Source organism: Mannheimia granulomatis, assembly GCF_013377255.1.
GTDB classification, from domain to species: Bacteria; Pseudomonadota; Gammaproteobacteria; order Enterobacterales; family Pasteurellaceae; genus Mannheimia; species Mannheimia granulomatis.
In genome coordinates this window covers 906,520-931,803 of record NZ_CP016614.1, presented here as the reverse complement: position 1 = coordinate 931,803, position 25,284 = coordinate 906,520, and the positions used below count along the sequence as shown (strand labels likewise).

Sequence of the window (25,284 nt, the reverse complement as noted above, 5' to 3'; positions counted from 1 at the left end):
GGTAAGGAGTGCACCTTACCGTTTTCTCATTTTTTAATACATTATTTCTTTAAATTCAATAGTTTATTTGAACTCTCTAGAATACTATCAAAGGTCGAATCGCCTTTTAGCTGTTCTTCACTCATCGGCTCGATTTTCCAGATATTTTGTGCGTAATCCATTACTGAGCGGTCTGATGAGAAGTAACCCATATTCGCAATATTGATGATTGCAGAACGTGTCCACGCTTTCTTATTACGGTAAGCTTGAACCACTTTTTCTTGAGCTTCTACATAGCTGCGATAATCTGCACAGGCTTGGTAGTAGTCGCCTGAATTTAAGATTAAATCTTGGTAACGGTACGGATCTTCCGGTGAGAATTTGCCGTTTAAGATTTGTGAAATCGCTTCATTCAACTCACTGTCTTTTTCGTAGTAATGATATGGCGAATAGCCGTTGCGGCGAAGTTCTTCCACTTGCTCGACTTCGTTACCGAAAATAAAGATATTCTCTTTACCTACACACTCTAAAATTTCGACGTTTGCCCCATCTAGTGTACCAATGGTTAAAGCACCATTGAGAGCAAATTTCATATTAGAGGTACCTGATGCTTCAGTACCGGCAAGTGAAATCTGCTCAGAGACATCCGCTGCCGGAATAATCATTTGAGCTAGAGATACACCGTAGTTCGGGATAAAGACTACTTTGATTAAATCATTAATGCGAGGGTCGTTATTCACCACATTTGCCACATCATTGATTAAGCGGATCACTTTTTTTGCTGCATAGTAGGCACTTGCCGCTTTGCCGGCAAAGATGAATACTCGTGGAGTCCAATCAGCACCCGGATTTTTCAAAATGCGGTTATACAATGTGATAATGTGTAACACATTCATTTGTTGGCGTTTGTATTTGTGGATACGCTTAACTTGCACATCAAAAATCGCATCCGGATTTAATTTAATACCTTGGGTTTCTTCCACATATTTTGCCAAGCGGCGTTTATTCTCAGTTTTCACTGCCGCAATTTCTGCTTGCACGTCCGCATCGTCCACAAACACATTGAATTTCTCAAGCTCGCTTAAATCAGTCAGCCATTTATCACCAATATGTTTATCTAAAATATTCGCGAGTCCCGGGTTAGCAATTTTGATCCAACGGCGAGGCGTTACCCCGTTCGTTACGTTAGTGAAACGGTTCGGGAAAATGCGGGAGAAGTCAGCAAAAATTGATTCAACCATTAAATCTGAGTGAATTTTCGCCACACCGTTTACTTTTGTTGAAGCCACAACCGCAAGCCAAGCCATACGCACACGACGATCGCCTTGCTCATCAATTAATGAGACACGAGAGATAATATCGTTATCATCCGGAAATTGGCTGCGAACTTGCTCTAAGAAATGTTCGTTGATGTCAAAAATAATCTCTAAATGACGAGGTAAAATGCGACCTAACATCTCCACCGACCAAGTTTCTAACGCTTCGCTCATTAAAGTGTGGTTGGTGTAGAAGAAAATTTTGTGTGTCATCGCCCACGCTTGTTCCCAAGAATAGCCTTTTTCGTCAATTAAGATGCGCATTAATTCAGGCACGGCAAGGGTTGGGTGAGTATCGTTTAAGTGAATCGCTACTTTATCGGCTAAGTTGATGCAAGAGCCGAACTCCGCTTCGTGACGGCGGACAATATCTTGCACCGATGCCGAGCAAAGGAAATATTCTTGGCGTAAACGTAACTCACGGCCGTTATAGGTGGAATCATCCGGGTAAAGCACACGGGAAACATCTTCCGAGCTGTTTTGTTTTACCATTGCCGCAAAATAGTCACCACGGTTGAAATCAGATAAACCAAAACCTTTACCAGATGCGTGAGCAGACCATAAACGTAAGCTGTTGGTTGATGTGGTTTCAAAGCCTGGAATTAATTGGTCATGAGCTTGTGCAGTAATCTCTTCTTCCGGCTGCCAAACTACTTTTTTGCCTTCACGCCATGTTTTGCCGCCAAAACGCACAGGAAAACGCTTACTCGAACGTAGATATGGCCATACAAATTCATTTTCCAACCATTCATCAGGCTGCTCAACTTGCTCGCCGTTGCGAATTTCTTGACGGAACATTCCATATTCATATTGAATGCCGTAACCGATAGCCGGAATCTTCATCGTAGCCAAACTATCCATATAGCACGCTGCCAAACGCCCCAAACCACCATTACCTAAGCCCGGATCGCCCTCTTCATTAATTATCGCTTCCAGATCTTGCCCTAACTCTTTTAACGCAGCACCAACAAGCTCATAAACTCCTTCTGAAATCATCGCATTACTGAAAGTCCGCCCCATCAAAAATTCCATTGAAAGATAATAGACTCGACGACTTCCATTCGCCACTTGGCTACGGCGGGTTTGTAACCAATCTTCGGTAGATAAATCACGCACCACTCGAAGTGTAGCATTTAGCCAATTGCGTTTGCTTGCATCACGAGGCTCCACCCCTAATGCAAAAACCATTTTGTGTAAAATGGCATTTTTGACATTTTTAATCATTTCAGGACTTAATGACTGACTGCCCATTTGATACATTCCTCTCACTTTTTATACAATTACAAGCGGTCAAATTTGCAAGATTTTTTGCCAATATGACCGCTTGTTGCGATGTAAATCTAAATTAAATAATTTCGTGATATAAATTTTGATACTGCTCTGCCACTTTTGTCCAACCAAAATCTTGTGCTAACGCATTTTGGCGAACACTTGACCATAATTTCTGTTTCTGCCATAAGCTAATGGCTCGCATGGCAGCATCTAAAAATGCAGATGCATCTGGATAATCAAACACAAAACCTGTTGCCGTGCGGTTTTCAATGCTTTCTTTATGGCTATCCAATACCGTATCGGCTAAGCCACCGGTGCGACGAACAAGCGGTAAGGTGCCGTATTTCAAGCCATAAAGTTGAGTTAAGCCACAAGGCTCAAAACGACTTGGGACTAAAATCAGATCGCCACCGGCAATAATTTGATGAGATAAAGCTTCATCATAACCAATTTTCACGCCGATTTGGTTCGGATATTTATGTTGGAAATAGCGTAACGCATTTTCTAAATCCGGCGAGCCACTACCCAGCACTACGATTTGCACATTATGCTGCATTAAGGTATCAATATTAGCCAATAAGAAATCCGCTCCTTTTTGCTCGGTTAAACGGGTTACCATTACCATCAGTAGAGCTTCTTTATCTTCAGGTAAACCAAAAATACGTTGCAATTCTGCTTTGTTTTTCGCTTTACCGTGCATATAGTTCGGGCGGTAATTGGCAATAATATTTGGATCGGTTTCCGGATCCCATACCTTACCGTCTACCCCATTTAAAATACCACGTAACCTACCTTGATATTGACGGGTTGCCAATAAACCATGCAAGCCTGCACCGGCAATTTCTTCAGTAATTTCACGAGCATAGGTCGGGCTTACAGTAGTAATGCGATCGGCAAAATATAAGCCGGCTTTTAGGTAGGAAATTTCACCGTAAAACTCCAGACCTTCAGCATGGAAAAACGCCCACGGTAAACCAAGCTCCGCCAAATGGAAAGCGTTAAAATGCCCGAGATAAGCAATATTGTGAATGGTAAATACACTTTTTATCGAACTTCCCCAGCTTTTTAGGTAAGCACAGGCAAGGCCTGCCTGCCAATCATGAGCGTGTAGAACATCTACGCCTCCCCACCAATGATCTAGCCCTTGTGCTAACTGCGCACCAATATAGCCCAACAAAGCAAAACGTTTATAATTATCGGGATAATCTTGATAATTACTGTCGTGATAAGGGTTACCCTCACGCATAAATAGATGTGGAGCATCAATTACATACACACCTAAATCATTAAAATAAGCAAATCTAACCGTTACTAAACCGGCAAAAGTCCCGATTGTGGCAACTTCTACTGTTTCACCCAATGTTTGGGTAACTTTAGGATAGTAAGGAATTAATACTCTAACATCATTACCCACTTGTTGTTGCGCAAAAGGTAATGCCCCCATTACATCAGCAAGCCCGCCGGTTTTAATAAGAGGGTACATTTCAGAGCAAACATGTAAAACTTTCATTTTATAACCATTGCAAATTTTTTATAAAAAAAGACCGCTTGAATCACAATACTTCGGGTGTTCCAACCCCGAAGCATTATATCATCAATATTTAAATTGTATATTTAATATCCGAACACACCTCTTTTCCGGCAAGCTTATCCAGCATTTTTTGTGTAACTAACACAATACCTTCTTTACTCACACGGAAATGTTTCACATCATCTTCCAAGTTCACACCGATTTGTAATCCATCAGGCAGCACACAATGACGGTCAATCACTGCACGTTTGATAATACAGTTTTTCCCGATTGTTACCTGTGGCAGAATCACCGCATGTTCGATCACCGATTCTGCCTCAACATGAACACGGTTAAACAGTACCGAGTTACTGATTTCTGCATCGGTAATCACACAGCCACCGGCAATGAGGGAGTTGTCTAGGGTTCTGGCACGAGCTCGATTATAGAAGAAACGAGCCGGTGCGGTTTGCTGCGGGCGACCATGAATCGGCCAAGATTCATCATATAAGTCTAATTCCGGCTCCTCAGAGACTAAATCCATGTGAGCAGCCCAATAGCTATCAATTGTTCCCACATCACGCCAATAAATTGCCCCACTCGCGTTACGTCCTTTGCAAGAACGCTCAAATGGGTGAGCATATAACACGCCTTGCTCTACCGCTTTTGGGATGATATCTTTCCCGAAATCGTGAGAAGTTCCCGGTGTTGAAGCTTCTTTTTCCAGCATTTCATAGAGATAATCTGCATTAAAAACATAGATTCCCATTGAGGCAAGCGATGATTCAGGCTTGCCCGGCATTGATGGTGGATCAGCCGGTTTTTCTACAAATTCTTTGACTTTTAATTTTTCATTTACCGCCATCACACCAAATTCTGAAGCTTGTGAGCGAGGTACTTCAATACAGCCGACAGTACATTTCGCTCCTTGATCTACGTGGTCTTTTAACATCTGGGTGTAGTCCATTTTGTAGATATGGTCTCCGGCTAAGATCACCACATATTTCGGACGATAGTGCGATTTCATCATCGCCATATTTTGATAGACAGCATCAGCCGTGCCACGATACCACGTGTTTTCATCTAATTGTTGGCGAGCCGGCAACATATCAATATATTGATTACGTTCATAAGGTAAAAATGACCAACCACGTTGTAAATGACGCAACAATGAGTGAGCAGCATATTGGGTGATCACGCCAATTTTCAATAAGTTAGAGTTAATACAGTTCGATAAAGCGAAGTCGATAATACGGCGACTCCCGCCAAAATAGACTGCAGGTTTTGCCCGTTTATCAGTCAATTCATACAAACGAGAACCCCGTCCACCGGCTAAAATTAAAACTAAAGTATCGTTAGTCAGATCCTGTCTGGCAACTAGTGCCGTTGATTCTTGATTAAGCATGTTGTGTCTCCAATGTTGCTGTGTGAATTGCATCACTTTTTTGAAGTACGCATACTCCCATATCATTGAGTGTAACTGCTTGCGTGTCTGTCATCAAAGTTCCTGTTATTTGCCCTAAAACCACTGTCCAGTTGCCTTCAGGCAATCGAAATTGCTGTTTTTGGTGTTTGGCATTAACCAAAATCAACCATTTATCCTGTAATAAAATTGCTATTTCTTTTAATTCATTATTATGCCAATCATGGACTTGCATAGACTGTGCCGAAACATTCAGCCAACTGACCGATTGGCTATCCCACCATTTATTTTGTTTTGAGAGTAACGGGATTTTTTTGCGTAGCGCAATTAATGCCGCTACATAATCTATTCGTGCTTGATTGGCTTTTTCCCAATCCAACCAAGCGGTTTCATTATCTTGGCAATAACAGTTATTATTACCCTGCTGGCTATGTCCCATTTCATCGCCGGCAAGCAGCATCGGCACACCGGCAGATAGAAATAACGTTGCCAATAGCCCACAAGCGGTCATTTCTCGCTGATTTTTTACCGATTCATCATCGGTTTCGCCCTCAACACCATGGTTGTAGCTGTAATTCTCATTATCTCCGTCACGATTTTGTTCGCCGTTAGCCAAGTTATGTTTTTGGTTATAGCTGACTAAATCTTGCAGATTAAAACCATCGTGCGAGGCAATAAAATTAATGCTTTTAGAAGATGTATACTTAGAAAAAATATCATCGCTGCCGGCAAAACGGCAAGCAAACAACCCTAAATTACCTTTTTGTTGTAGCCATAAACATCGCATATCATCACGGTAACAATCGTTCCATTGATAAAAGGATTCCGGAAATCTGCCTAATTGGTAACCTCCTGTACCGATATCCCAAGGCTCAGCAATCAATTTAGTATGGGCTAATCTCGAACAACTTCTGATTGCTTTAAAAACATCTGCTTTTTCGGAAAAATGAGGTGTTCTACCTAAAATTGAAGCTAAATCAAAACGGAAACCATCGATATGACACTCCTCCACCCAATAGCATAAGCAATCGATTGCCCAACGAAGTATATAAGGATTGGTTAAATTTAATGTGTTGCCACAGCCTGTCCAATTCTCATATTCACCGTGCTCATTTTGCCAATAAGCGTGGTTATCAATCCCCCGAAAACTCAGCATTGGACCATTTTTATCGCTTTCTGCGGTATGGTTAAACACCACATCCATAATCACTTCAATATTCTCTTGATGAAGCGTTTTCACCATTTGCTTAAATTCTAGCAACGGATTTTGTTTATCTGCCGCTAAGCTCGGATCTACCGCAAAATGTCCTAACACGTTGTAGCCCCAATAATTCACTAAACCTTGCTTCTGCAAATGGGTTTCATCGATATGGTAAGTAATCGGCAATAATTCCACTGCAGTAATGCCAAGTTTTTTCAAATGTGCGATCGACGCCGAGTGTGCCAAACCGGCAAAAGTGCCTCTTAATTTTTCAGGAATCTCAGGATTCAGCTTACTAAAGCCTTTAACCTGCAACTCATAAATAATGGTTTCCGCCCAAGGGGTAAAAAGCTGACAATCCTGTTCCCAATCAAATTTTTCATCAACAACAATTGATTTTGAGGCGAAATGGGCATTATCACGCTCATCGTTCCAAATATACCATGAGGCTGCTTCAACGCTACTTAAATCAGGTGTGCCTGTAATCGCTTTAGCGTAAGGATCGAGTAATAATTTATTTTCATTAAACAAAAAGCCGCGATTTTCATCCACTACACCTTTTACCCGATAACCATATTTTGTGCCGGTACCGATTCCTGGCACAAAAACATGCCACGTACCCTCTGTGCAGTACATTGGAATACTGTGTTCTTGGTTATGCTCATCAAAAACAGACAATGTTATAGCGGTCGCATTTTCAGAAAAAATTGCAAAATTTGTGCCAAATTTACCCGTTTGTACAGAAGTCTGACTGCCAAATGGAAAAGGCTTTCCTCTAAAATAGTGCATCATCTTTTATTATTTCTTATGATTTTTTAACGGCTTTCTTGCTTTAATCACTTTTGTCTTAGTGATAAAGATAGTTGAAAGCGGTGGTAAAGTAATATTGATTGAATAAGCTTTACCGTGTGATGCTACCGATTGACTTTCAAATCTGTCAGTATTGCTCACGTTACTGCCACAGTAACAGCCTAAATCAGAATTTAAAATCTCTTTATATTCCGCCAATTCATTCACCCCAATCCGGTAATCCTTACGGACAACAGGGGTAAAATTACTGACTACTATCACGCTATTGCCGTTTTTTGCTTTACGCTCAAAGGCAAAAACAGAATTGTCGTAGTCATCCACTACTAGCCATTCAAAGCCATCGGGGGAATAATCTTGCTCAAAAAGTGCCGGTGTCTCTGTATATAAACGGTTAAGTGCTTTTACCCAGCCTAACACACCTTTATGCCACTTACCCCCGTCTTCTCCAAGCAGATGCCAGTTCAAGCTTTCTTCAAAATTCCACTCTTTACCTTGTGCAAATTCATTGCCCATAAAGAGTAATTTTTTACCCGGATAGCCCCACATATAGCCATAATAAGCCCGTAAGTTAGCAAATTTTTGCCAGCAATCTCCCGGCATTTTACTCAGTAGTGAGCCTTTACCATGTACCACTTCATCATGCGAAAGCGGTAGCACAAACTTCTCGCTATATTGGTAAGTCATCCCAAAGGTCATTAAATTGTGATGATAACGGCGATAAATAGGATCTTTTTGCATATAGCGCAAAGTATCATTCATCCAGCCCATATTCCACTTATAGTTAAAGCCAAGTCCTCCTTGTTCGGTTGGATGCGATACACCGGCAAAGGAAGTCGACTCCTCTGCAATCGTCGCCCCTCCATGACTTTCCTCTCGTAAAATCTTGTTAGTATGGCGTAAAAAATCGATCGCCTCTAAATTTTCACGTCCACCATATTTATTAGGGATCCATTCACCATCTGCACGGGAATAATCTCGGTAAATCATGGAAGCAACCGCATCAACACGCAAGGCATCAATGCCAAAACGCTCAATCCAATAAAGTGCATTACCGGATAAATAATTATTTACCTCATTTCTGCCATAATTAAAAATCAAGGTATTCCAATCTTTGTGATACCCCTCTTTGGGATCAGAATGCTCATATAGATGTGTTCCGTCAAAATAGACTAAACCATGTTCATCGACAGGAAAATGCCCGACGACCCAATCTAAAATCACGCCGATGCCTTTATCATGTGCTTTTTGGATAAAATGACGTAACCCTTCAGGGCTACCGAAACGGCTGGTTGGAGAATAAATTCCGGTGGTTTGATAGCCCCAAGAGCCATCAAATGGAAATTCTGAAATCGGGAGCAATTCAATATGGGTAAAGCCCATATCTTTTACATAAGGAATGAGTTCATCGGCTAATTCTTCGTAACTTAACCAGTAATTATTGGCGATATTTCGTCGCCAAGAACCTAAATGTACTTCATAAATAGAAATCGGCTTATCTATTGCATTACCTGCGCGACAGGTTTTCTCAGCAGGTATCACACTAGGTAAACCTGATACAACAGATGCGGTTTCGGGTCGGAATTGAGATGCAAAAGCATAAGGGTCGGATTTTAAGCGTAACACGCCATTGTTATCCAGTATTTCAAATTTATAACAGGCACCTTTAGTAACATTCGGAATAAAAATATCCCAGATGCCTGAATCCGGGTGGAACCGCATAGAATGAACAAGCCCGTTCCACTGGTTAAAATCGCCCACCACAGACACCCTCTTTGCATTCGGTGCCCAGAGACTAAAGTGAACGCCTCCCACTTCGTTTTGGGTAATTGGATGAGCGCCTAATTTTTCATAAGGACGAAGCTGTTTCCCTTCGGTAAACAACCAGTTATCCAACTCTTGGATATGGGTTTTGAAGCGATAAGGATCTTCAATATCAGCTTGGGTGTGTGGATACTGCACCAACAAGCGGTAAGAAAAATCAATTTTTTTACCAATCAATTCAGCAATGAAAAAACCTTTATCATCAATTTTCTGCATAGCCGAAATAACTTTGCCTTGCGGATCGATAACTTGACAAGAAAGGGCGGAAGGAAGAAAAACTCTAATAATAACGCCATTATCAATTGAGTGAATACCTAGATAGGAAAAAGGATCCTTGCAATATCCCTCAGATAGTTGCGTAATAAAAGTTAAATCTTGCTCAGAATAACTGTAATACTGCATAGGCACTCCCTGCTTAACGCTATCGTTAATTTTACGTTCTACTCTACCACTAAATAACAATAAAAGAAGTAGATTTATTCTATTTTTTGACTCAGATCACAAAATATTTTCATGGCTAAATCGTTTTAGCCAATTAACTCAAAAGCATAAAAACTTTATAAATTTGTGAGCTAGATCACATTTTTAACCATGTTTATCTGTATTTAGCTATAACGGTTTAGCAAAAAATAGAGTAAACTAGCCCGCAAATTTACAATTTAAATCCACCTGAATTGAAGGAGCTAAAATGCTTAATTTATCGGCAAAAAATATCCGTTTAAATGGCTCGGCAAGCAACAAAGAAGAGGTTATCCGCCTTGTTGCAGCTGAATTAGTCGCAAACGGCAATGTAGCAGAAGGTTATGAAACCGGCATGCTTGCTCGTGAAACCCAAACCTCTACATTCTTAGGCAATGGTATTGCTATTCCTCACGGAACTTTAGATACTCGCCACCTTGTGAAAGACACTGGAGTGCAAATTATCCAATTCCCGCAAGGAATTGAATGGGGTGAAGGCAATATCGCCTATGTTGTTATCGGTATTGCTGCTAAATCAGACGAACACTTAGCCTTACTTCGCCAACTTACCAGCGTCTTAAGTGACGAAACCGCCGCCGACACTCTCGCCAAAACCCAAAATCTTGATGAATTTATTGCCGTACTCAGCGGTAGCAAAAATCTTCCAGTCCTATCTGAAACCTTAATTTCATTGAATGTGGAATCTTCAAGCCTGATTACCCTATCCGCTATCAACGCAGGCAAATTACAAGAACAAGGTTATGTTTCCCAAGCTTTTATCAGCGATGTAGTTTCCTCTAACCCATTAAATTTGGGTGATAATCTATTTATCGTCGATTCTTCTAAAGGCAACCAAGCCAGTGGTTTAGCACTTGCTCGTAATAGCCAAGGTCAAACCTTAGTGACGGTGGCAGACACAGCGAATCAATTACAATCTGTGGTAGCACAATTCTTGAAATCAGAGGTTCGCCAACAACTTTCAACCGCAACTACCGCTCAATTAATCGCTCTTTTAAAAGGCGAAACTACAGACACTACAACTGCTGCACCAACCTCTGAGGCATCAAATGCCAATCAAGTCATCGGCACATTCACTGTTCGTAACGATAACGGCTTGCACGCTCGACCGTCTGCGATTTTAGTACAAACGGCAAAAGCCTTTAGCTCACAAATAATGGTTGAAAACTTAGATCGTGGCACTGCACCGGTGAGTGCGAAAAGTGCAATGAAAGTGGTGGCATTAGGGGCAAGCAAAGCCCACCGTTTACGCTTTGTAGCAGAAGGCGAAGATGCTCAACAAGCCATTGAAGCCTTACAAAACGCCTTTGCCGAAGGTTTAGGTGAAAGTGTTTCTTTTGTGCCAAGCGTTGAAGATACGATTGAATATGCTGCCTCAAATACTGCTCCAGCAGCTCAAACTGAAGCCGCAACAACCGTTGCAGAAAATCAAAAAGAAGCTTGTTTTGTGATTAAAAATGAACACGGCTTGCACGCTCGCCCAAGTGCGGTATTAGTCAATGAAGTGAAAAAATTCAATGCAAAAATCGAAGTGCAAAATGTTGATAAAAATTCACCGCTTGTCAGTGCTAAAAGTTTGATGAAAATTGTGGCTCTTGGCGTAACCAAAGGCACTACATTACGCTTTGTTGCCACCGGTGAGGATGCCGAAGCTGCCCTTGCTGCTATCGGCAAAGCCATTGAATCAGGTTTAGGTGAATAAGAGGAATCATTATGCGTATCGCAACTGTTACCCTAAACCCAGCATTTGACTTAGTCGGTCGTTTAAAACGCATTGAAATTGGCGAAGTGAACACCGTTGAGACCTTAGGCTTATACCCTGCCGGTAAAGGTATTAATGTAGCAAAAGTATTAGCAGATTTAGGCTTAAGTCTTTCTGTTACCGGTTTTTTAGGTGCTGAAAATCAAGGCGATTTTGTGAATGCTTTCGAGCAAAATAAGCTCAAAGATGAATTTTATCGTATTCAAGGCAAAACCCGCATCAACGTCAAAATTACTGAAACCGAAGCGGATGTCACCGATCTGAACTTCTTAGGCTTTGAAATTTCCGCCCAAGATTGGCAGAACTTTATTGCCGAATCGGCTAAATGGAAAGATAAATTTGACTTAGTGGCGGTTTGTGGTTCTCTCCCTCGTGGCATTACGCCCGAGCAATTTGCCTATTGGTTGGAATCTCTCCATCAACAAGGTTTAAAAGTGGTATTAGACACCAGCAATGCAGCATTAACGGCAGGCTTAAAAGCTCACCCATGGTTAATAAAACCTAACCGTCGTGAGTTGGAAGTATTTGTCGGTAAAGAACTCAACTGCGCAAAAGAAATCATTCAAGCGGCACAAACCTTACGTTTACAAGGCATTGAAAATGTCGTGATTTCAATGGGTGAAAAAGGCTCATTTTGGCTAAATAGCGAAGGCGTGCTGCAAGCTCAACCTCCTCGTTGCGAAAATGTAGTCAGTACCGTAGGAGCCGGTGATTCTATGGTTGCAGGCTTAATTTACGGTTTATCGCAAGGCTGGAATAAAGAAAAAACCTTACGTTTTGCTTCGGCCACCTCTGCCCTTGCCGTATCACAGAGCAATGTCGGTATTTCAGATCGCAATGCGCTAGATCAGATCTTTAACGACACCCAAATTAACGTGGTTTCTTAGCCAAAATACAATTTTATTTAAACAAAGGAATACAAAATGAACATTTCTTTTATTTTCCCACAAACACTCGGCAACGCTCGCCGTTTCTTAGTGAATGAAGTGCTATCTGCGGCTGCAAAACAGCAAGGTCATCAAGTAGTTTCTGCCAGCCAAGCAGATTTCGTGGTGTTATTTGATAACGCAGTTCCGGCAGAAGCGGCAGGTAAACGAGGAGCGGTTTTAGATTTAGACCAAGCCTTCGCTCAACCTGAATCCAGCCTTAAACAAGCGGTCGAAAATGCAAAAACTTTTGCAAGTGCTACTTTCTCAACTGATTTCTCATCCGGCTCGGCATCCTCTGCGGTAAAAAATATTGTTGCTGTAACTGCCTGTCCAACTGGCGTGGCTCATACCTTTATGTCGGCAGAAGCAATCGAAAACTACGCCAAAGCCCAAGGTTGGAATGTGAAAGTCGAAACCCGAGGTCAAGTGGGTGCAGGCAATCCTATTTCTGCGGAAGAAATTGCTGCTGCTGATTTAGTTTTCGTTGCAGCCGATATTGATGTAGATTTAGATAAATTCAAAGGCAAACCAATGTACCGTACCTCAACAGGCTTAGCCTTGAAGAAAACTGCTCAAGAGTTTGAAAAAGCCTTTGTACAAGCAAAAGTGTATGAAGGCGGAGCAACCAAAGCGGCAAATACCGAATCTGCAACAGGTGAGAAAAAAGGCTTGTATAAACATCTAATGACAGGTGTTTCCCATATGTTACCGCTTGTAGTTGCTGGTGGTTTGTTAATCGCCATTTCCTTTATGTTTGGTATTGAAGCATTCAAAGATGAAAGCATTGCCGGTGGCTTACCAAAAGCGTTAATGGACATTGGTGGCGGTGCAGCATTCCACTTAATGATTGCCGTATTCGCAGGCTATGTGGCGTTCTCGATTGCTGACCGTCCGGGTTTAGCCGTTGGCTTAATCGGCGGTATGCTTGCGACGACCGCTGGTGCAGGGATTTTAGGCGGTATCGTTGCCGGTTTCTTAGCCGGTTATACGGTTAAATTCCTAAATAGTGCAATTCAACTTCCACCAAGCTTAACCTCACTCAAGCCAATCCTTATTTTACCGTTATTAGGCTCAGCGATTGTCGGCTTGGCAATGATCTATATCATCAACCCACCAGTGAAAGCCTTAATGGATTCATTGGTTGAATGGTTAAATACAATGGGTCAATTAAACGCGGCATTTTTAGGTATTGTGTTAGGGGCAATGATGTGTACCGATATGGGCGGTCCGGTAAACAAAGCAGCTTATACCTTCGGCGTCGGCTTAATTGCTTCACAACAATACACGCCAATGGCAGCAGTTATGGCAGCCGGTATGGTGCCACCAATCGGTATGGCAATTGCTACTCTGATTGCGCGTAATAAATTTAATACCAACCAACGTGATGCCGGTAAAGCTTCATTTGTCTTAGGGTTATGCTTTATTTCAGAAGGAGCATTACCATTTGTTGCAGCAGACCCAATTCGTGTAATTGTAAGTTCAATCTTAGGTGGTGCAACAGCCGGAGCAATTTCCATGTCATTAGGCATTACTTTACAAGCTCCGCACGGTGGTTTATTCGTGATTCCGTTTGTATCACAACCATTAATGTACTTAGCAGCTATCGCAATCGGTTCATTAGTTACCGGCGTAGTTTACGCAACCATCAAACCAAAAGCGGAATAATCCATTTCAACTAAAAAAACGGAGCCTCTAGGTTCCGTTTTTTTATCTTTTAATACCAGCAAGCGATCATTTTTCTGCAAAATTTTGTAAGTTCGCTAGCCATAGCTTATTTTTAACTATACAATGCCATCAATTTTTCACTTTCTTTTCACATCATAGGACTTAAATAATGAAAAAGATTTTATGGATTTTAGTGATCGCTGTAGTTGCAATCGGTGGTTATTCATTAACGAAATATAACGACTTAATGCGTGCAGAAGAAGACATCAACTCTGTATGGGGAAATGTTGAATCAGCTTATCAACGCCGTGCGGATTTAATTCCAAACCTAGTGAACACCGTTAAAGGTCAAGCTAACTTTGAAAAAGAAACTTTAACTTCTGTTATTGAAGCGCGCGCTAAAGCGACAGCAGTAACCATTGATCCAAGCAATGCCACCGAAGAGCAAATGGCAAAATTCCAAGAAGCGCAACAAGGGGTAAATTCTGCACTTTCCCGCTTATTGGTTTCTGTTGAGAAATACCCTGAGTTAAAAGTGCACGAAGCCTTCTTAAACCTTCAAGCTCAATTAGAAGGTACAGAAAACCGTATTAATGTTGAACGCAATAACTTCAACGAAAAAGTGAAAGAGTACAACAAACAAGTGCGTGAATTCCCGACTAAATTAGCTGCGATGATTATGGGCTTTAAAGCAAAACCACAATTTAAGTCCGAAGCAGGTTCGGATAAAGCACCGGTTGTAAATTTTAACTAAAATTTGACCGCTTGTATTAACCTAACTTAAAGCAATAAGCCTCTCAATTCAGCGCTTATTGCTTTATTTTTAAGAGGAACAAATGGGATTATTTTCTTTTCTTTCCAATAAATTGCCTATTGATACAGCCATTATTGAACAAGCAATCGCGCATTTAGAACAGCAAACATCGGCAGAATTACGTGTTGTTGTTGAACAAAAAGCAAACATTGATAAAGTTGAAAATGCTGCGATTTTATGTGCAAACCAACTCTTTGATGAATTAAATATGCGAGAAACTGCAGAACGTAATGGTGTGTTACTTTATCTTTCATTTAAGCCGCATTATGTAGCAGTGATTGGCGATGAAGGCATTCATCAAAAAGTGGGTGAAGCTTTTTGGCAAGATGTTTACAAAGCAATGTGTATAGATTGCCAACAAGGGGATTACACTCAAGCTATTTGCCATGCAATACAAACACTAGAAAGCCCGTTAGCCCGCTATTTCCCTTATCAAGCAAGTGATCGAAACGAACTTTCCAATGAGGTGGTGATTAAATGATAAAATCCATTTGCAAAACTCGTCACTTTTTTGACCGCTTGTTATTTCTCTGCTTAGCATTATTTAGCGTGAATGCTTCGGCAGTGACCTACCCTGAAGCGCCAAATCCGTTTTATTACATTACAGACTACACAAAAGACACCTTGAATCAGCAGGAATGGCGGATATTGGAAGACGCGTTAATTGCTAATCGTGCCAAAACCAGCTCACAAATTATTGTAGTCATTGTGCCAACTACCGAGGGAGAAGCAGTTTCTACCTACGCTCATACCCTTTTTAATAAATGGGGAATTGGCCGAACTAAAAATAATGAGAACAATGGTATATTGCTATTAATTGCTAAAAATGACCGTAAACTCTTTATTGCAACCGGTCGTGGTTTAGAAGGCGTATTGCCGGATGCGATTGCCTCAAGCATCATTCGCAATGACATTACCCCATTCTTCAAACAAGAACAGTATGCAGCCGGTATAGCGCGTGGCTTATCAGCAATTATGGCAGCCATTAACGGTGAATATGCTCCTTATGCCAGCTATGGTGAAGAATCCCAAGAATTTGAAGATATTGAAGGACTACTATTCTTCCTATTTGCTGCTATGGTGATTTTTCTTATTTTCCGCCCTCGTAGAAACACGACTTACATCAGCCCCGGAATAGATCAATTAGGGCAAATACTAAAAGAAAACCAACGCAGAAATGGAGGATTTAATGGCGGATTTGGAGGCGGATTCGGTCGAAATTCAGGTGGATTTGGCGGAGGCTTCGGTGGCGGTTTCGGTGGAAGCCGAGGCAGCGGTGACAGCTTCGGTGGAGGTTCCTCCGGTGGTGGCGGTGCAGGAGGAAGTTGGTAACTCCTGCTAACTTGATAAATTTATTTAGTCATAAAAATCTGCGCCTTTAATCAGTTAGTTGTTTAACCAACTTTTGGGGTGCAGATCAATCTTGCTTTAAACAGTGATAAAAATTAAGGATTAATCCTTAATAACTCAATATGGTACTTAACAGCTTGCTTTACTTTTTTTCCTTCTTCTTGATACCCCAAATGAGCGGGAATATAAAATTCATAAATAGAGCCAACAGGCATTAGCAATAAACTTTGTTGCAAGCCGGAAAACATCTCACTAATCGGTAAAATCACCGGAACATTATTCAGCGTCCCTTCTAACAATTCACCTTGGCTACTGTAAGAAGTAAAGCGAATTTCCACTTCATTCCCTAAAACAGGTCTTTTTCCATTGCTCTTTTTGATGACTTTATATTTTAAACCTTGCTCGGTAGAGTGATAAGTAGAACCGCTCAATGCCATGGCAGGTAAGCTTATAGTGCTTATCAATAATGCCACACTTAATGTATCAAGTATTTTCATTATATTTAATCTCCTTCTTAAGAGTATAAAGCAAAAGTATTGTTGCTTTCGACAATGCTTTTAATTTAAAGTTTACTATGTGGCTAAATATTAAAATTCCCATTATTTAAGTCTTGGAAAGTACAAGCGGTGATATTTGTAATATTTTTTGCAAATATCACCGCTTGTTTTGTTTTATATCATTTAATTCAAAAATTTAATTAAATCTATTTGCTATTTTTGTCGATTTTCGGCATATTTAGAAAGAGTTAGAGATTATTTTATTTTATGTTTACCATAGGAATTTTTTATGAGTCATCCATATTCAACTATTCAGCATAATATCCATATGCTAGGCGAGTTTTTAGGAGAAACTATTCGCGATGCACAAGGTGATTATATTCTTGAGCTGATTGAAAGCATTCGTGTGCTTTCCAAAAAATCCCGTGCCGGTGATGAAGCGGCCCGTGAGCAACTATTAGATAAATTGGCAAATATTTCTAACGACGATGTACTGCCGGTTGCCCGTGCCTTCAGCCACTTTCTGAATTTAACGAATATTGCTGAGCAGTACCAAACTATTTCCCGCCATCATATTGATGAATCGTTAGGTAGTCGTTCATTAGATTCACTTTTCCTACGTTTAAAAGCACAAAATATTCCTGTTGAAAAAGTGATAAAAACCGTTGAAGGCTTAATGATTGATTTGGTACTCACCGCCCATCCAACCGAGGTGACTCGCCGTTCACTCGGGCATAAGCACGTTGAAATTAATAAATGTTTGAACTTGTTGGAACATGATGATTTAACTGAGGCAGAATCGTATAAAATCAAACGCCGCCTAATGCAGCTTATTGCACTGGCTTGGCATACCAATGAAATCAGAACACAACGTCCTACCCCTGTTGATGAAGCGAAAAGTGGTATGGCTGTCATTGAAAATAGCTTATGGAAAGCCGTACCTGAATTTTGCCGCCAGCTTAATTTTTATCTGGAAAAACATTTTGGCGTACAATATCCTGTCAGTTTAGCGCCTGTTCGTTTCTCTTCTTGGATGGGAGGAGACCGTGACGGGAATCCGTTCGTGACCGCCGAAACAACTCGCCGAGTATTAAGAATGAACCGTTGGAAAGCGGCTGAATTATTTTTACAAGATATTAAAGCTTTGGCGGAAGAGCTTTCAATTACACAATGCACTCCGGCATTTCGCTCAAAATATGGGGATCATTTAGAACCGTATCGCGTCTTACTCAAACAACTTCGCCAAAAATTGATCAATACCGGTATCTATTATGCCGAATTATTGGAAGATAAAATCTCAACCGTTGATGAAGATGATATTCTCACCTCTGATAAACAACTCTGGGAACCGCTATTTGATTGCTATCAATCACTACAAGCCTGTGGAATGCGAATTATCGCCAATGGTGCATTGTTGGATTGCCTACGCCGAGTTGGCTGCTTTGGTTTAGGTTTATCTCGTTTAGATATTCGCCAAGAAAGTGGTCGTCATGAAGCAGCAATTGCAGAAATTACCCGCTATATTGGCTTAGGCGATTATTCTCACTGGACCGAAGATGATAAACAGGCTTTCTTAGTACGAGAATTAAGCTCTCGTCGTCCACTCATTCCTACAAACTGGACACCAAGCCCGAAAACTAAAGAAGTATTAGATACCTGTAAAGTAGTTGCAGAGCAACCTGAAGGTGTCATTTCTGCTTATGTGATCTCTATGGCTCGTGAAGCTTCCGATGTACTAGCCGTGCACCTTTTATTAAAAGAAGCCGGCTGCAAATTTACTATTCCGGTGGCACCTCTGTTTGAGACATTAGGGGATTTAGATCACAGTGAAAAAGTGATGACCGATCTCTTTAATATTGGCTGGTACCGTGGTGTGATAAATAACTACCAAATGGTCATGATCGGCTATTCCGACTCCGCTAAAGATGCAGGAATGCTTGCTGCAAGTTGGGCGCAGTATCGTGCACAGGAATCTTTAGTGAATCTTTGTGAAAAATATAATATTGAGCTGACCTTATTCCACGGACGTGGTGGTACAATCGGTCGTGGCGGCGCTCCGGCTCACGCAGCCCTTCTCTCTCAGCCCCCTCGTTCATTGAAAAATGGGTTACGTGTAACCGAACAAGGTGAAATGATCCGCTTTAAATTAGGCTTGCCTGCAGTTGCAGTCGAAAGCTTAGAGTTGTATGCAAGTGCAATTCTTGAAGCGAACATTTTCCCACCTCCGGAACCAAAACAAGAATGGCGAGATGTACTGGCAAAAGGGTCGGATATTTCCTGCCAGATCTATCGTAATATGGTGCGTGGCGAGCCGGATTTCGTACCATATTTCCGCTCGGCAACGCCGGAATTAGAGCTTTCTCGCTTACCTCTAGGCTCCCGCCCGGCAAAACGTAATCCAAATGGTGGAGTGGAAAGTTTACGTGCTATTCCTTGGATCTTTGCTTGGATGCAAAATCGATTAATGTTACCGGCATGGTTAGGTGCAGGACAAGCATTACAGCAACTCATTAATGATGGTAATGAAAATTTACTTAAAGAGATGTGTAATGAGTGGCCATTCTTCTCTACCCGAATTGGGATGCTGGAGATGGTATTTAGTAAAGCGGATGAATGGTTGGCGGAATATTACGACCAACGTTTGGTCGAGCCAAATTTACACCGTTTAGGTAAAGCACTGCGTAGCCAGCTACAATCAGATATTAAAACGGTTTTAGCTCTTGCCCACGATGGTCAATTAATGGCTGATTTACCTTGGATTGCAGAATCTATTGCACTACGTAATGTATATACCGACCCGCTAAACTTACTGCAAGTTGAGCTTCTACACCGTATCCGTAACCAAGGCGAAAATGCTGATCCGGAATTAGAACAAGCTTTGATGATTACCATCACAGGGATTGCAGCCGGTATGCGTAATACGGGTTAAATTGCATTGCAAGCGGTTAAATTTGGTAGAAAATTTGCAAAATTTCAACAATATCTGACCGCTTGGTAGAAACACAAACATGAAAAAAGCGAGAACATTGTTCTCGCTTTTATTTTAGTTAATACCGTAAGGCTCAGTATAAGGAATGATGCCTCGTTTTAACATTCTTGATACGCTATTGCTATAACTCGTCCCGAAGCGTAACTCAAAGTTAATGCCGAATTTATTATCATAGTACAAATCGTTGATGGTGTCCGGCGAACCTACCGGAGTAGAAACCAACCTACGAGCAACATAAACATTCGCAGCCCAACAGCAAGTGTTATAATTTAGTGAAATCTGCCCTTCAACCGGCTTATTCAATGCAATATCTTGGTAGTAACTTGTCATCATTGAGATCTTATCCGTTAATTCCCAAGCAAAAACTGCACCTACCTGCTTAATAGATTGACCATACTTATTCGTATTTAAGTTCTGATTAATATAATCTTTACTTGCATAACGATAATTTAATTGAATCAACTTATCCGATTGAGGCTTATATTGTAAGGACATATTCGCCAAAGAGGTCTGCTTCAGACGAGTGTCATATTGATAGCTACCATGCCAATTCCAATTTTTATGAAATTTCCAGTTAGACTCTGCTGACCATGAGGCAGTACGTTTATTGATACTATTCTCTACACTGTCATCAATTTTTGATGGACTCAGATAATAAGTTTGCCCTAAACTGAAGTTAAAAACCTCTTCCCCGCTTTTATCATTAAAGAAGCGGGTTGTTCCACCAGCCGTAACTAAATTTGCAGATGAAATACGGTCTAAACCACTATAACGGCGATCATTAAACAGTGAGAAATAATCATTTTGTAACAGCGCAGAATCATAGCCTAAGCTTACACTTTGGTGCCTCTTTGAACCAATATCGCTTTGATTTTTATATGGGCGGTAAATATATTGCACTCGAGGTTCAAGTGTTTGGTTAAAACCTGAAAATAACTGTTTATCCGACTCTAAAATCGTTTGGAAATCCAATTTAAATTGAGGGATTACACGACTTACACTTTTCTTTATTTCCTCTGTACTCTCACTTCCTTTATTTTGCATATAGCGAGTCGCATATAATTTTGTTTCTACATTCAAACTACCATAGCGGTTTGCTAGAGGGAAATTAAGTGTTGGTTCTGCATGAAAACGCCATGCTTTTGGCATCAACCTGCTATCATTTTCAAAACGTGCCACTTGAGCAAAAAATTTAAAATCACCACCTTGAATTAAATCATTTTTGTAGTAATTAAAATCAATTTGCGGTAATACTCGGTAAGGTCCGATATTTAAATTATCGAATGTCTGGAATTTTTTACCTGAAATCGAGATATTGTAGTTGGGTTGATAGTAGCCTAACTTGAAGTTTTGAGTCGCATAACCATCAGTACTGTTACCATAAGCCGAATCAAAATCCGAGAAATAACGTCTATCACTTACTTTGGTGTAATCAACCGAAAAACGCCAATCAGTTAAAAAGCTCATGCTATGACGCCAATGTAACAAATAACGTTTACGATCTTTATCTTCCGGCTGATACTCGGTTAAACGATCTCTTGCCATATATTCACTGGCTACCAAGCCTTGACCGATTTTCGTTAAATATCTAAACTCCGGACTGATTTGCCAACCACGACGTGAGTAATAAGTTGGAGTAATGGTTGCATCCATATTAGGTGCAATATTCCAATAAAATGGTTGAGAGTAAGTCCAACCGTTTCTACTTGAACGCTCAAAACTTGGAATTAATAAACCACTACGGCGGCGATCACCAATTGGGAATTGTAAATACGGAGAATAAAACACCGGCACACCTAATACTTTAAAGCGAGCATGCCACATTTCGGCATATTCATCTTTGACATGCTGAATCATCTCATTGGCTTCAATCGACCATGAGTTATCATCCGGTAAGCAAGATGTGAAACTTGCATTTTTTAACGTTCGCTTCTCATTACCAAACTCGCCCGACTCTGCCGTACCACGACCTTGTCTGCCAACTAATTGATAGTTAGCATTAGCAAGATTAGACTCTTTGGAAAGTAGATTGATGGTTGCATCAGCGCCCGTTGCTTGAATCAGATCATCTTGATAATTAAAATTACCTTGTAAATATGCCATACGGGCATTTTCGCCATCTTGTTCCACACGAACTTGATCTGCAACAATAGAGCGATTCCCCTGCTTGATACTGACATCACCGCTGTAAGTCGCATCTCGTGGCTGATTAATCACAGCACTATCTGACTCAATGGTTACAGGAATGCTAAGTTGCTCGCCTTCTACCAATTCACCTTGAAATTGAGGCACGCCAAGTAAACATTGTTGCCTTAAATCAGCGACTGTATAGTTGCTATAACAAGCTGCCATCACAGCAAGAGAAAGTAAGCTATAACGCTGTTTCATACTTTTTCCTTTATGAATTAGGGAACAAGCGGTCAAAAAACGGAGAAATTTTACAAATAGTTCAAGGTTTAGAGATTGGTAAAATTTCGCCTAAAAACGACCGCTTGTTCGTTAAATAATACGAGAAAATTGCTGTCTTCTCGCTAATTGTCTTGAATACACATCAAAACATAAGCAAATATTGCGAATAAGTAAACGTCCTTGAGGTGAAACCACAATTTCATTATCACTCAGTGTTAACAAACCATCTTCTGCCAATGGTTTGAGTAAGTCCAAGTCTTCAGCAAAATAGGTCTTGAACTCAATACCATATGCGTTTTCAATGGTAGTGAAATCCAATTTAAAATTGCAGATTAACGCTTTAATCACATCACGGCGAATACAGTCATCTTGACTGAGTGCAATCCCTTTATGCAAGGCAATGCCAGTTGCTTCAACATCTGCATAATATTGCTGTAACTCTTTTTGGTTTTGGGCATAAGTATCGCCTAATAAGCTTATCGCAGATACCCCCATACCTAATAAATCACACTCTTCTTGAGTCGTATAGCCTTGGAAATTACGGTGTAAAATGCCTTTTTCTTGTGCAATCGCCAACTCATCATCCGGCTTAGCAAAGTGATCCATGCCAATAAATTTATAACCGTTTTCCCCTAAAAATTCGATCGACTTTTGCAAAATCGTTAATTTAGTTTCAGGCCCGGGCAACATATTTTCTTTGATTTTAATTTGTGCCGCAAAACGACTTGGCAAGTGCGCATAATTAAAGACACTCATACGATCCGGATTCAGCTCAACTACCCTCTTTAAGGTATACATAAAGCCCTCTACGTTTTGCTTTGGCAAACCGTAAATCAAATCCACATTCGTAGAAACAAAACCTAACTCTTTGGCTCGTTTCATTAAATCAAAGATAAATTCCTCATCTTGCTCACGATTTACCAATTGTTGAACTTCTTTATCAAAGTCCTGAATCCCCATACTGATACGGTTAAAGCCGATTGCTTTTAGGTGATCAAGCATATTTAATTCAATTTCACGCGGATCCATCTCAATGCTGATTTCGGCTTCATCACTAACTTCAAAATTAGAACGAAGCATTGCCATTAAACGGGCAGATTGATCTTCATCTAAGTAGGTTGGTGTACCACCGCCCCAGTGAATTTGAGTCACCAGTCGATTTTTAAATAACGGTGCACGTGTTTTGATTTCCCGTTCAAGATAGTCTAGATAAATTTCAACTTTGTGACGATGGCGTGTAATGACTTTATTACAGCCACAGAAATAACAAAGCTTATGACAAAACGGAATATGTACATAAAGGGAAAGCGGTCTCTCCGGATAGCGAGCCGCTGCTGCTTTAAAATCATCGTTAGTATAATTCTCATTAAACTCCAATGCTGTCGGATATGAAGTATAACGAGGTCCAGATTGATTATATTTTTGAATAAGGGCTAAATCCCAAATAATTTCTGACATTAGATTGCCTTTTTCATTTCTTCAATATCTTGTAATAATTGGTAACACTCAATTTTGATATCTGATTCAAGTTCAACTTCTTTGGCTTCACGCTCCAAATCCAGCTTCATCCGTTCATTACGTTTTAGTTTTTTTCGCTCGTCTAAAATCGGCATATTTTCCACCACTTGGTACAACGCCCACATCGCTGTATATTGGCTTAATTTTCTACCTAAAACGTCTAATAACGGTTTTAACCTTAAAACCCCTTCAGATAAATCACATTGTTCTGACATCATTGCTTTGGCAATCACATCAATACTTTCTAATATACGCAAATAACGTTCTTTTTGTGCCTGTTTCGCTTCTTCAAGCAGCGCTTTTTCTCGCCTTTTTTGAATTCGCAATTTCAGCATTAAATGTATGGCATAACCTGCCAATGAAATGAGAATTAAAGCAGCCAACACAATAAGAAATATTTTTAGCATCATAATCGGCTATCATCCTTGCTGATAATTAGCGAAATTTATTAATATCCATTGTTTCAAATTGACGAAGTAAAGCATCTCCTGCATCGCCGTCCTCATCTTCAAATTCGATACCCAATTCAGTCATCAACTCATCAATACGATCTAAACACTCATTCATAAATTTCTGATCTTCAAGAGACAACGTTTTACCGGCTTCTAAATCGTCTAACAGCTGATTTAAACATTCATTATTTTCTAACTGCTCTAACTCTTGCTCTGGCGAAAGTGTTGGTTTTTGAGACTCAATCGGCACAGGCTTGATAGTACGCCCTTTTTCCGGCTGATTGACAAACTCCACCATTAACGGCACTTTTTTACGACTGCCGATACGCGGATCTTTTACCTCTTTCACGCTTTCCTTTTTCTTCTCCGCTAGGTCTGCATTACGAGAACCCGTCGGTAACCCCTTGTGCTTACGTTTACGCTTTTCCTCACGTGCTTGAGCATCTAGCTCATAACGAGTAAGTTTACGCTTTTTACCGCCACCTAATTTTGGCGTAGGCTGTGTTGGCTTATCACTTTTTCTAGCCGGCATAATATCGGTAATACGACGTGTTTTTTTAGTACGACTCATAATTTGTTCAATGTTGCTTAAAATTAATATAAAAGATTATTCTACAAGGAATTGCTGTCTGTTGATAGTCTAGATTTACAATCCAAAAAATAAAAGCATGGCTCATCCATGCCTTTATTTACTATTTAATGATAGGTTTGCATAAAAAGCTTGTAGGCTGTTAAAAACTTTTCAAAATCATCCAAACCACAAAATGCGATGCTTTCTTGATTATAAAACTGAAATCCGTCCTCAATTTCATCTTCTTCAAAAGCAGTATCTAAATTATTTGCCTTTGCCATCACTTCGTCATAATCGAAATAAATGCTGTATTCTTTGCCTTCAAAAACGCATTCATAATGATTAGGGAAAGCGGCGCGACATTTTTCTATTTCCGCAAAAATGGTGTCCAGATCTTTCTGATTTTCTGTAATTTCACAGTTTAACCAACGAGCAAAAGCCTCGTGATCCATTGAGCATTTCGCAACAACCCCGTGAATACTGTGTGTAAATTGATATTCCATACACCTTCTCCTCTTA

Annotated in this window: 18 protein-coding genes; 7 read left to right on the top strand and 11 right to left on the bottom strand. The window is 40.5% G+C overall.

The features are described from left to right. Positions 1–41: 41 nt before the first annotated feature. The 5 genes from A6B41_RS04395 to glgB form a co-directional block, all read right to left on the bottom strand. Positions 42–2,546, bottom strand: coding sequence for a glycogen/starch/alpha-glucan phosphorylase (locus A6B41_RS04395; RefSeq protein WP_027074839.1), 2,505 nt, complete (start codon positions 2,544–2,546; stop codon positions 42–44). Between the two features lie 94 nt (positions 2,547–2,640). Further along, the gene (gene glgA, locus A6B41_RS04390) at positions 2,641–4,077 is read right to left on the bottom strand and encodes a glycogen synthase GlgA (protein WP_027074840.1); all 1,437 of its coding nucleotides are present in this window, start codon (positions 4,075–4,077) and stop codon (positions 2,641–2,643) included. A gap of 91 nt (positions 4,078–4,168) precedes the next feature. Beyond that, positions 4,169–5,482, bottom strand: coding sequence for a glucose-1-phosphate adenylyltransferase (gene glgC, locus A6B41_RS04385; RefSeq protein WP_027074841.1), 1,314 nt, complete (start codon positions 5,480–5,482; stop codon positions 4,169–4,171). Further along, positions 5,475–7,490: a glycogen debranching protein GlgX gene (gene glgX, locus A6B41_RS04380; protein WP_027074842.1), complete on the bottom strand. Its 2,016-nt coding sequence runs from the start codon at positions 7,488–7,490 to the stop codon at positions 5,475–5,477. The genes glgC and glgX overlap by 8 nt, the downstream gene beginning before the upstream one ends. Positions 7,491–7,499: 9 nt before the next feature. Further along, positions 7,500–9,734 (bottom strand): 1,4-alpha-glucan branching protein GlgB, encoded by a 2,235-nt coding sequence (gene glgB, locus A6B41_RS04375; protein WP_050436796.1) that lies wholly within the window; start codon positions 9,732–9,734, stop codon positions 7,500–7,502. Positions 9,735–10,020: 286 nt separating this feature from the next. On the opposite strand from glgB, the gene fruB reads away from it, so the two are divergent. From fruB to A6B41_RS04345, 6 genes are all read left to right on the top strand, one after another. Then, on the top strand, positions 10,021–11,511 hold the full coding sequence (fruB, locus tag A6B41_RS04370) for a fused PTS fructose transporter subunit IIA/HPr protein (RefSeq protein WP_027074843.1): 1,491 nt from the start codon (positions 10,021–10,023) through the stop codon (positions 11,509–11,511). Positions 11,512–11,522: 11 nt separating this feature from the next. Further along, positions 11,523–12,458 carry a 1-phosphofructokinase gene (gene fruK, locus A6B41_RS04365; RefSeq protein WP_027074844.1) on the top strand — a complete coding sequence of 312 codons (936 nt, stop codon included), beginning with the start codon at positions 11,523–11,525 and terminating at the stop codon, positions 12,456–12,458. A 36-nt stretch (positions 12,459–12,494) separates the two neighbouring features. Continuing rightward, positions 12,495–14,165 carry a fructose-specific PTS transporter subunit EIIC gene (locus A6B41_RS04360; RefSeq protein ID WP_027074845.1) on the top strand — a complete coding sequence of 557 codons (1,671 nt, stop codon included), beginning with the start codon at positions 12,495–12,497 and terminating at the stop codon, positions 14,163–14,165. A gap of 169 nt (positions 14,166–14,334) precedes the next feature. Next, entirely contained in the window at positions 14,335–14,919 is a 585-nt protein-coding gene (locus A6B41_RS04355) for a LemA family protein (protein ID WP_027074846.1), read from the top strand. Positions 14,920–15,001: 82 nt separating this feature from the next. Continuing rightward, complete coding sequence (locus tag A6B41_RS04350; protein WP_027074847.1) at positions 15,002–15,460, top strand: TPM domain-containing protein; 459 nt, start codon at positions 15,002–15,004, stop codon at positions 15,458–15,460. Continuing rightward, positions 15,457–16,311, top strand: coding sequence for a TPM domain-containing protein (locus tag A6B41_RS04345; RefSeq protein WP_027074848.1), 855 nt, complete (start codon positions 15,457–15,459; stop codon positions 16,309–16,311). The genes A6B41_RS04350 and A6B41_RS04345 overlap by 4 nt, the downstream gene beginning before the upstream one ends. A 113-nt stretch (positions 16,312–16,424) precedes the next feature. Here the strand turns inward: A6B41_RS04345 and A6B41_RS04340 are convergent, their stop codons facing one another. Then, complete coding sequence (locus A6B41_RS04340; protein WP_032847496.1) at positions 16,425–16,826, bottom strand: FKBP-type peptidyl-prolyl cis-trans isomerase; 402 nt, start codon at positions 16,824–16,826, stop codon at positions 16,425–16,427. A 289-nt stretch (positions 16,827–17,115) separates the two neighbouring features. Between A6B41_RS04340 and ppc the strand changes: the two genes are divergently transcribed. Beyond that, positions 17,116–19,755 carry a phosphoenolpyruvate carboxylase gene (gene ppc / locus A6B41_RS04335; protein WP_027074850.1) on the top strand — a complete coding sequence of 880 codons (2,640 nt, stop codon included), beginning with the start codon at positions 17,116–17,118 and terminating at the stop codon, positions 19,753–19,755. Between the two features lie 114 nt (positions 19,756–19,869). On the opposite strand, the gene lptD is transcribed toward ppc, so the two are convergent. The 5 genes from lptD to A6B41_RS04310 form a co-directional block, all read right to left on the bottom strand. Continuing rightward, entirely contained in the window at positions 19,870–22,203 is a 2,334-nt protein-coding gene (lptD, locus tag A6B41_RS04330) for an LPS assembly protein LptD (protein WP_027074851.1), read from the bottom strand. A 111-nt stretch (positions 22,204–22,314) separates the two neighbouring features. Further along, positions 22,315–23,682 (bottom strand): oxygen-independent coproporphyrinogen III oxidase, encoded by a 1,368-nt coding sequence (gene hemN / locus A6B41_RS04325; protein ID WP_027074852.1) that lies wholly within the window; start codon positions 23,680–23,682, stop codon positions 22,315–22,317. Further along, positions 23,682–24,149 (bottom strand): DUF2489 domain-containing protein, encoded by a 468-nt coding sequence (locus tag A6B41_RS04320; RefSeq protein WP_027074853.1) that lies wholly within the window; start codon positions 24,147–24,149, stop codon positions 23,682–23,684. Before A6B41_RS04320 ends, hemN begins: the two co-directional genes overlap by 1 nt. 28 nt (positions 24,150–24,177) lie before the next feature. Next, complete coding sequence (yihI, locus tag A6B41_RS04315) at positions 24,178–24,765, bottom strand: Der GTPase-activating protein YihI (RefSeq protein ID WP_027074854.1); 588 nt, start codon at positions 24,763–24,765, stop codon at positions 24,178–24,180. 125 nt (positions 24,766–24,890) lie between these two features. Next, entirely contained in the window at positions 24,891–25,268 is a 378-nt protein-coding gene (locus A6B41_RS04310) for a YacL family protein (RefSeq protein WP_027074855.1), read from the bottom strand. Positions 25,269–25,284 lie beyond the last annotated feature (16 nt).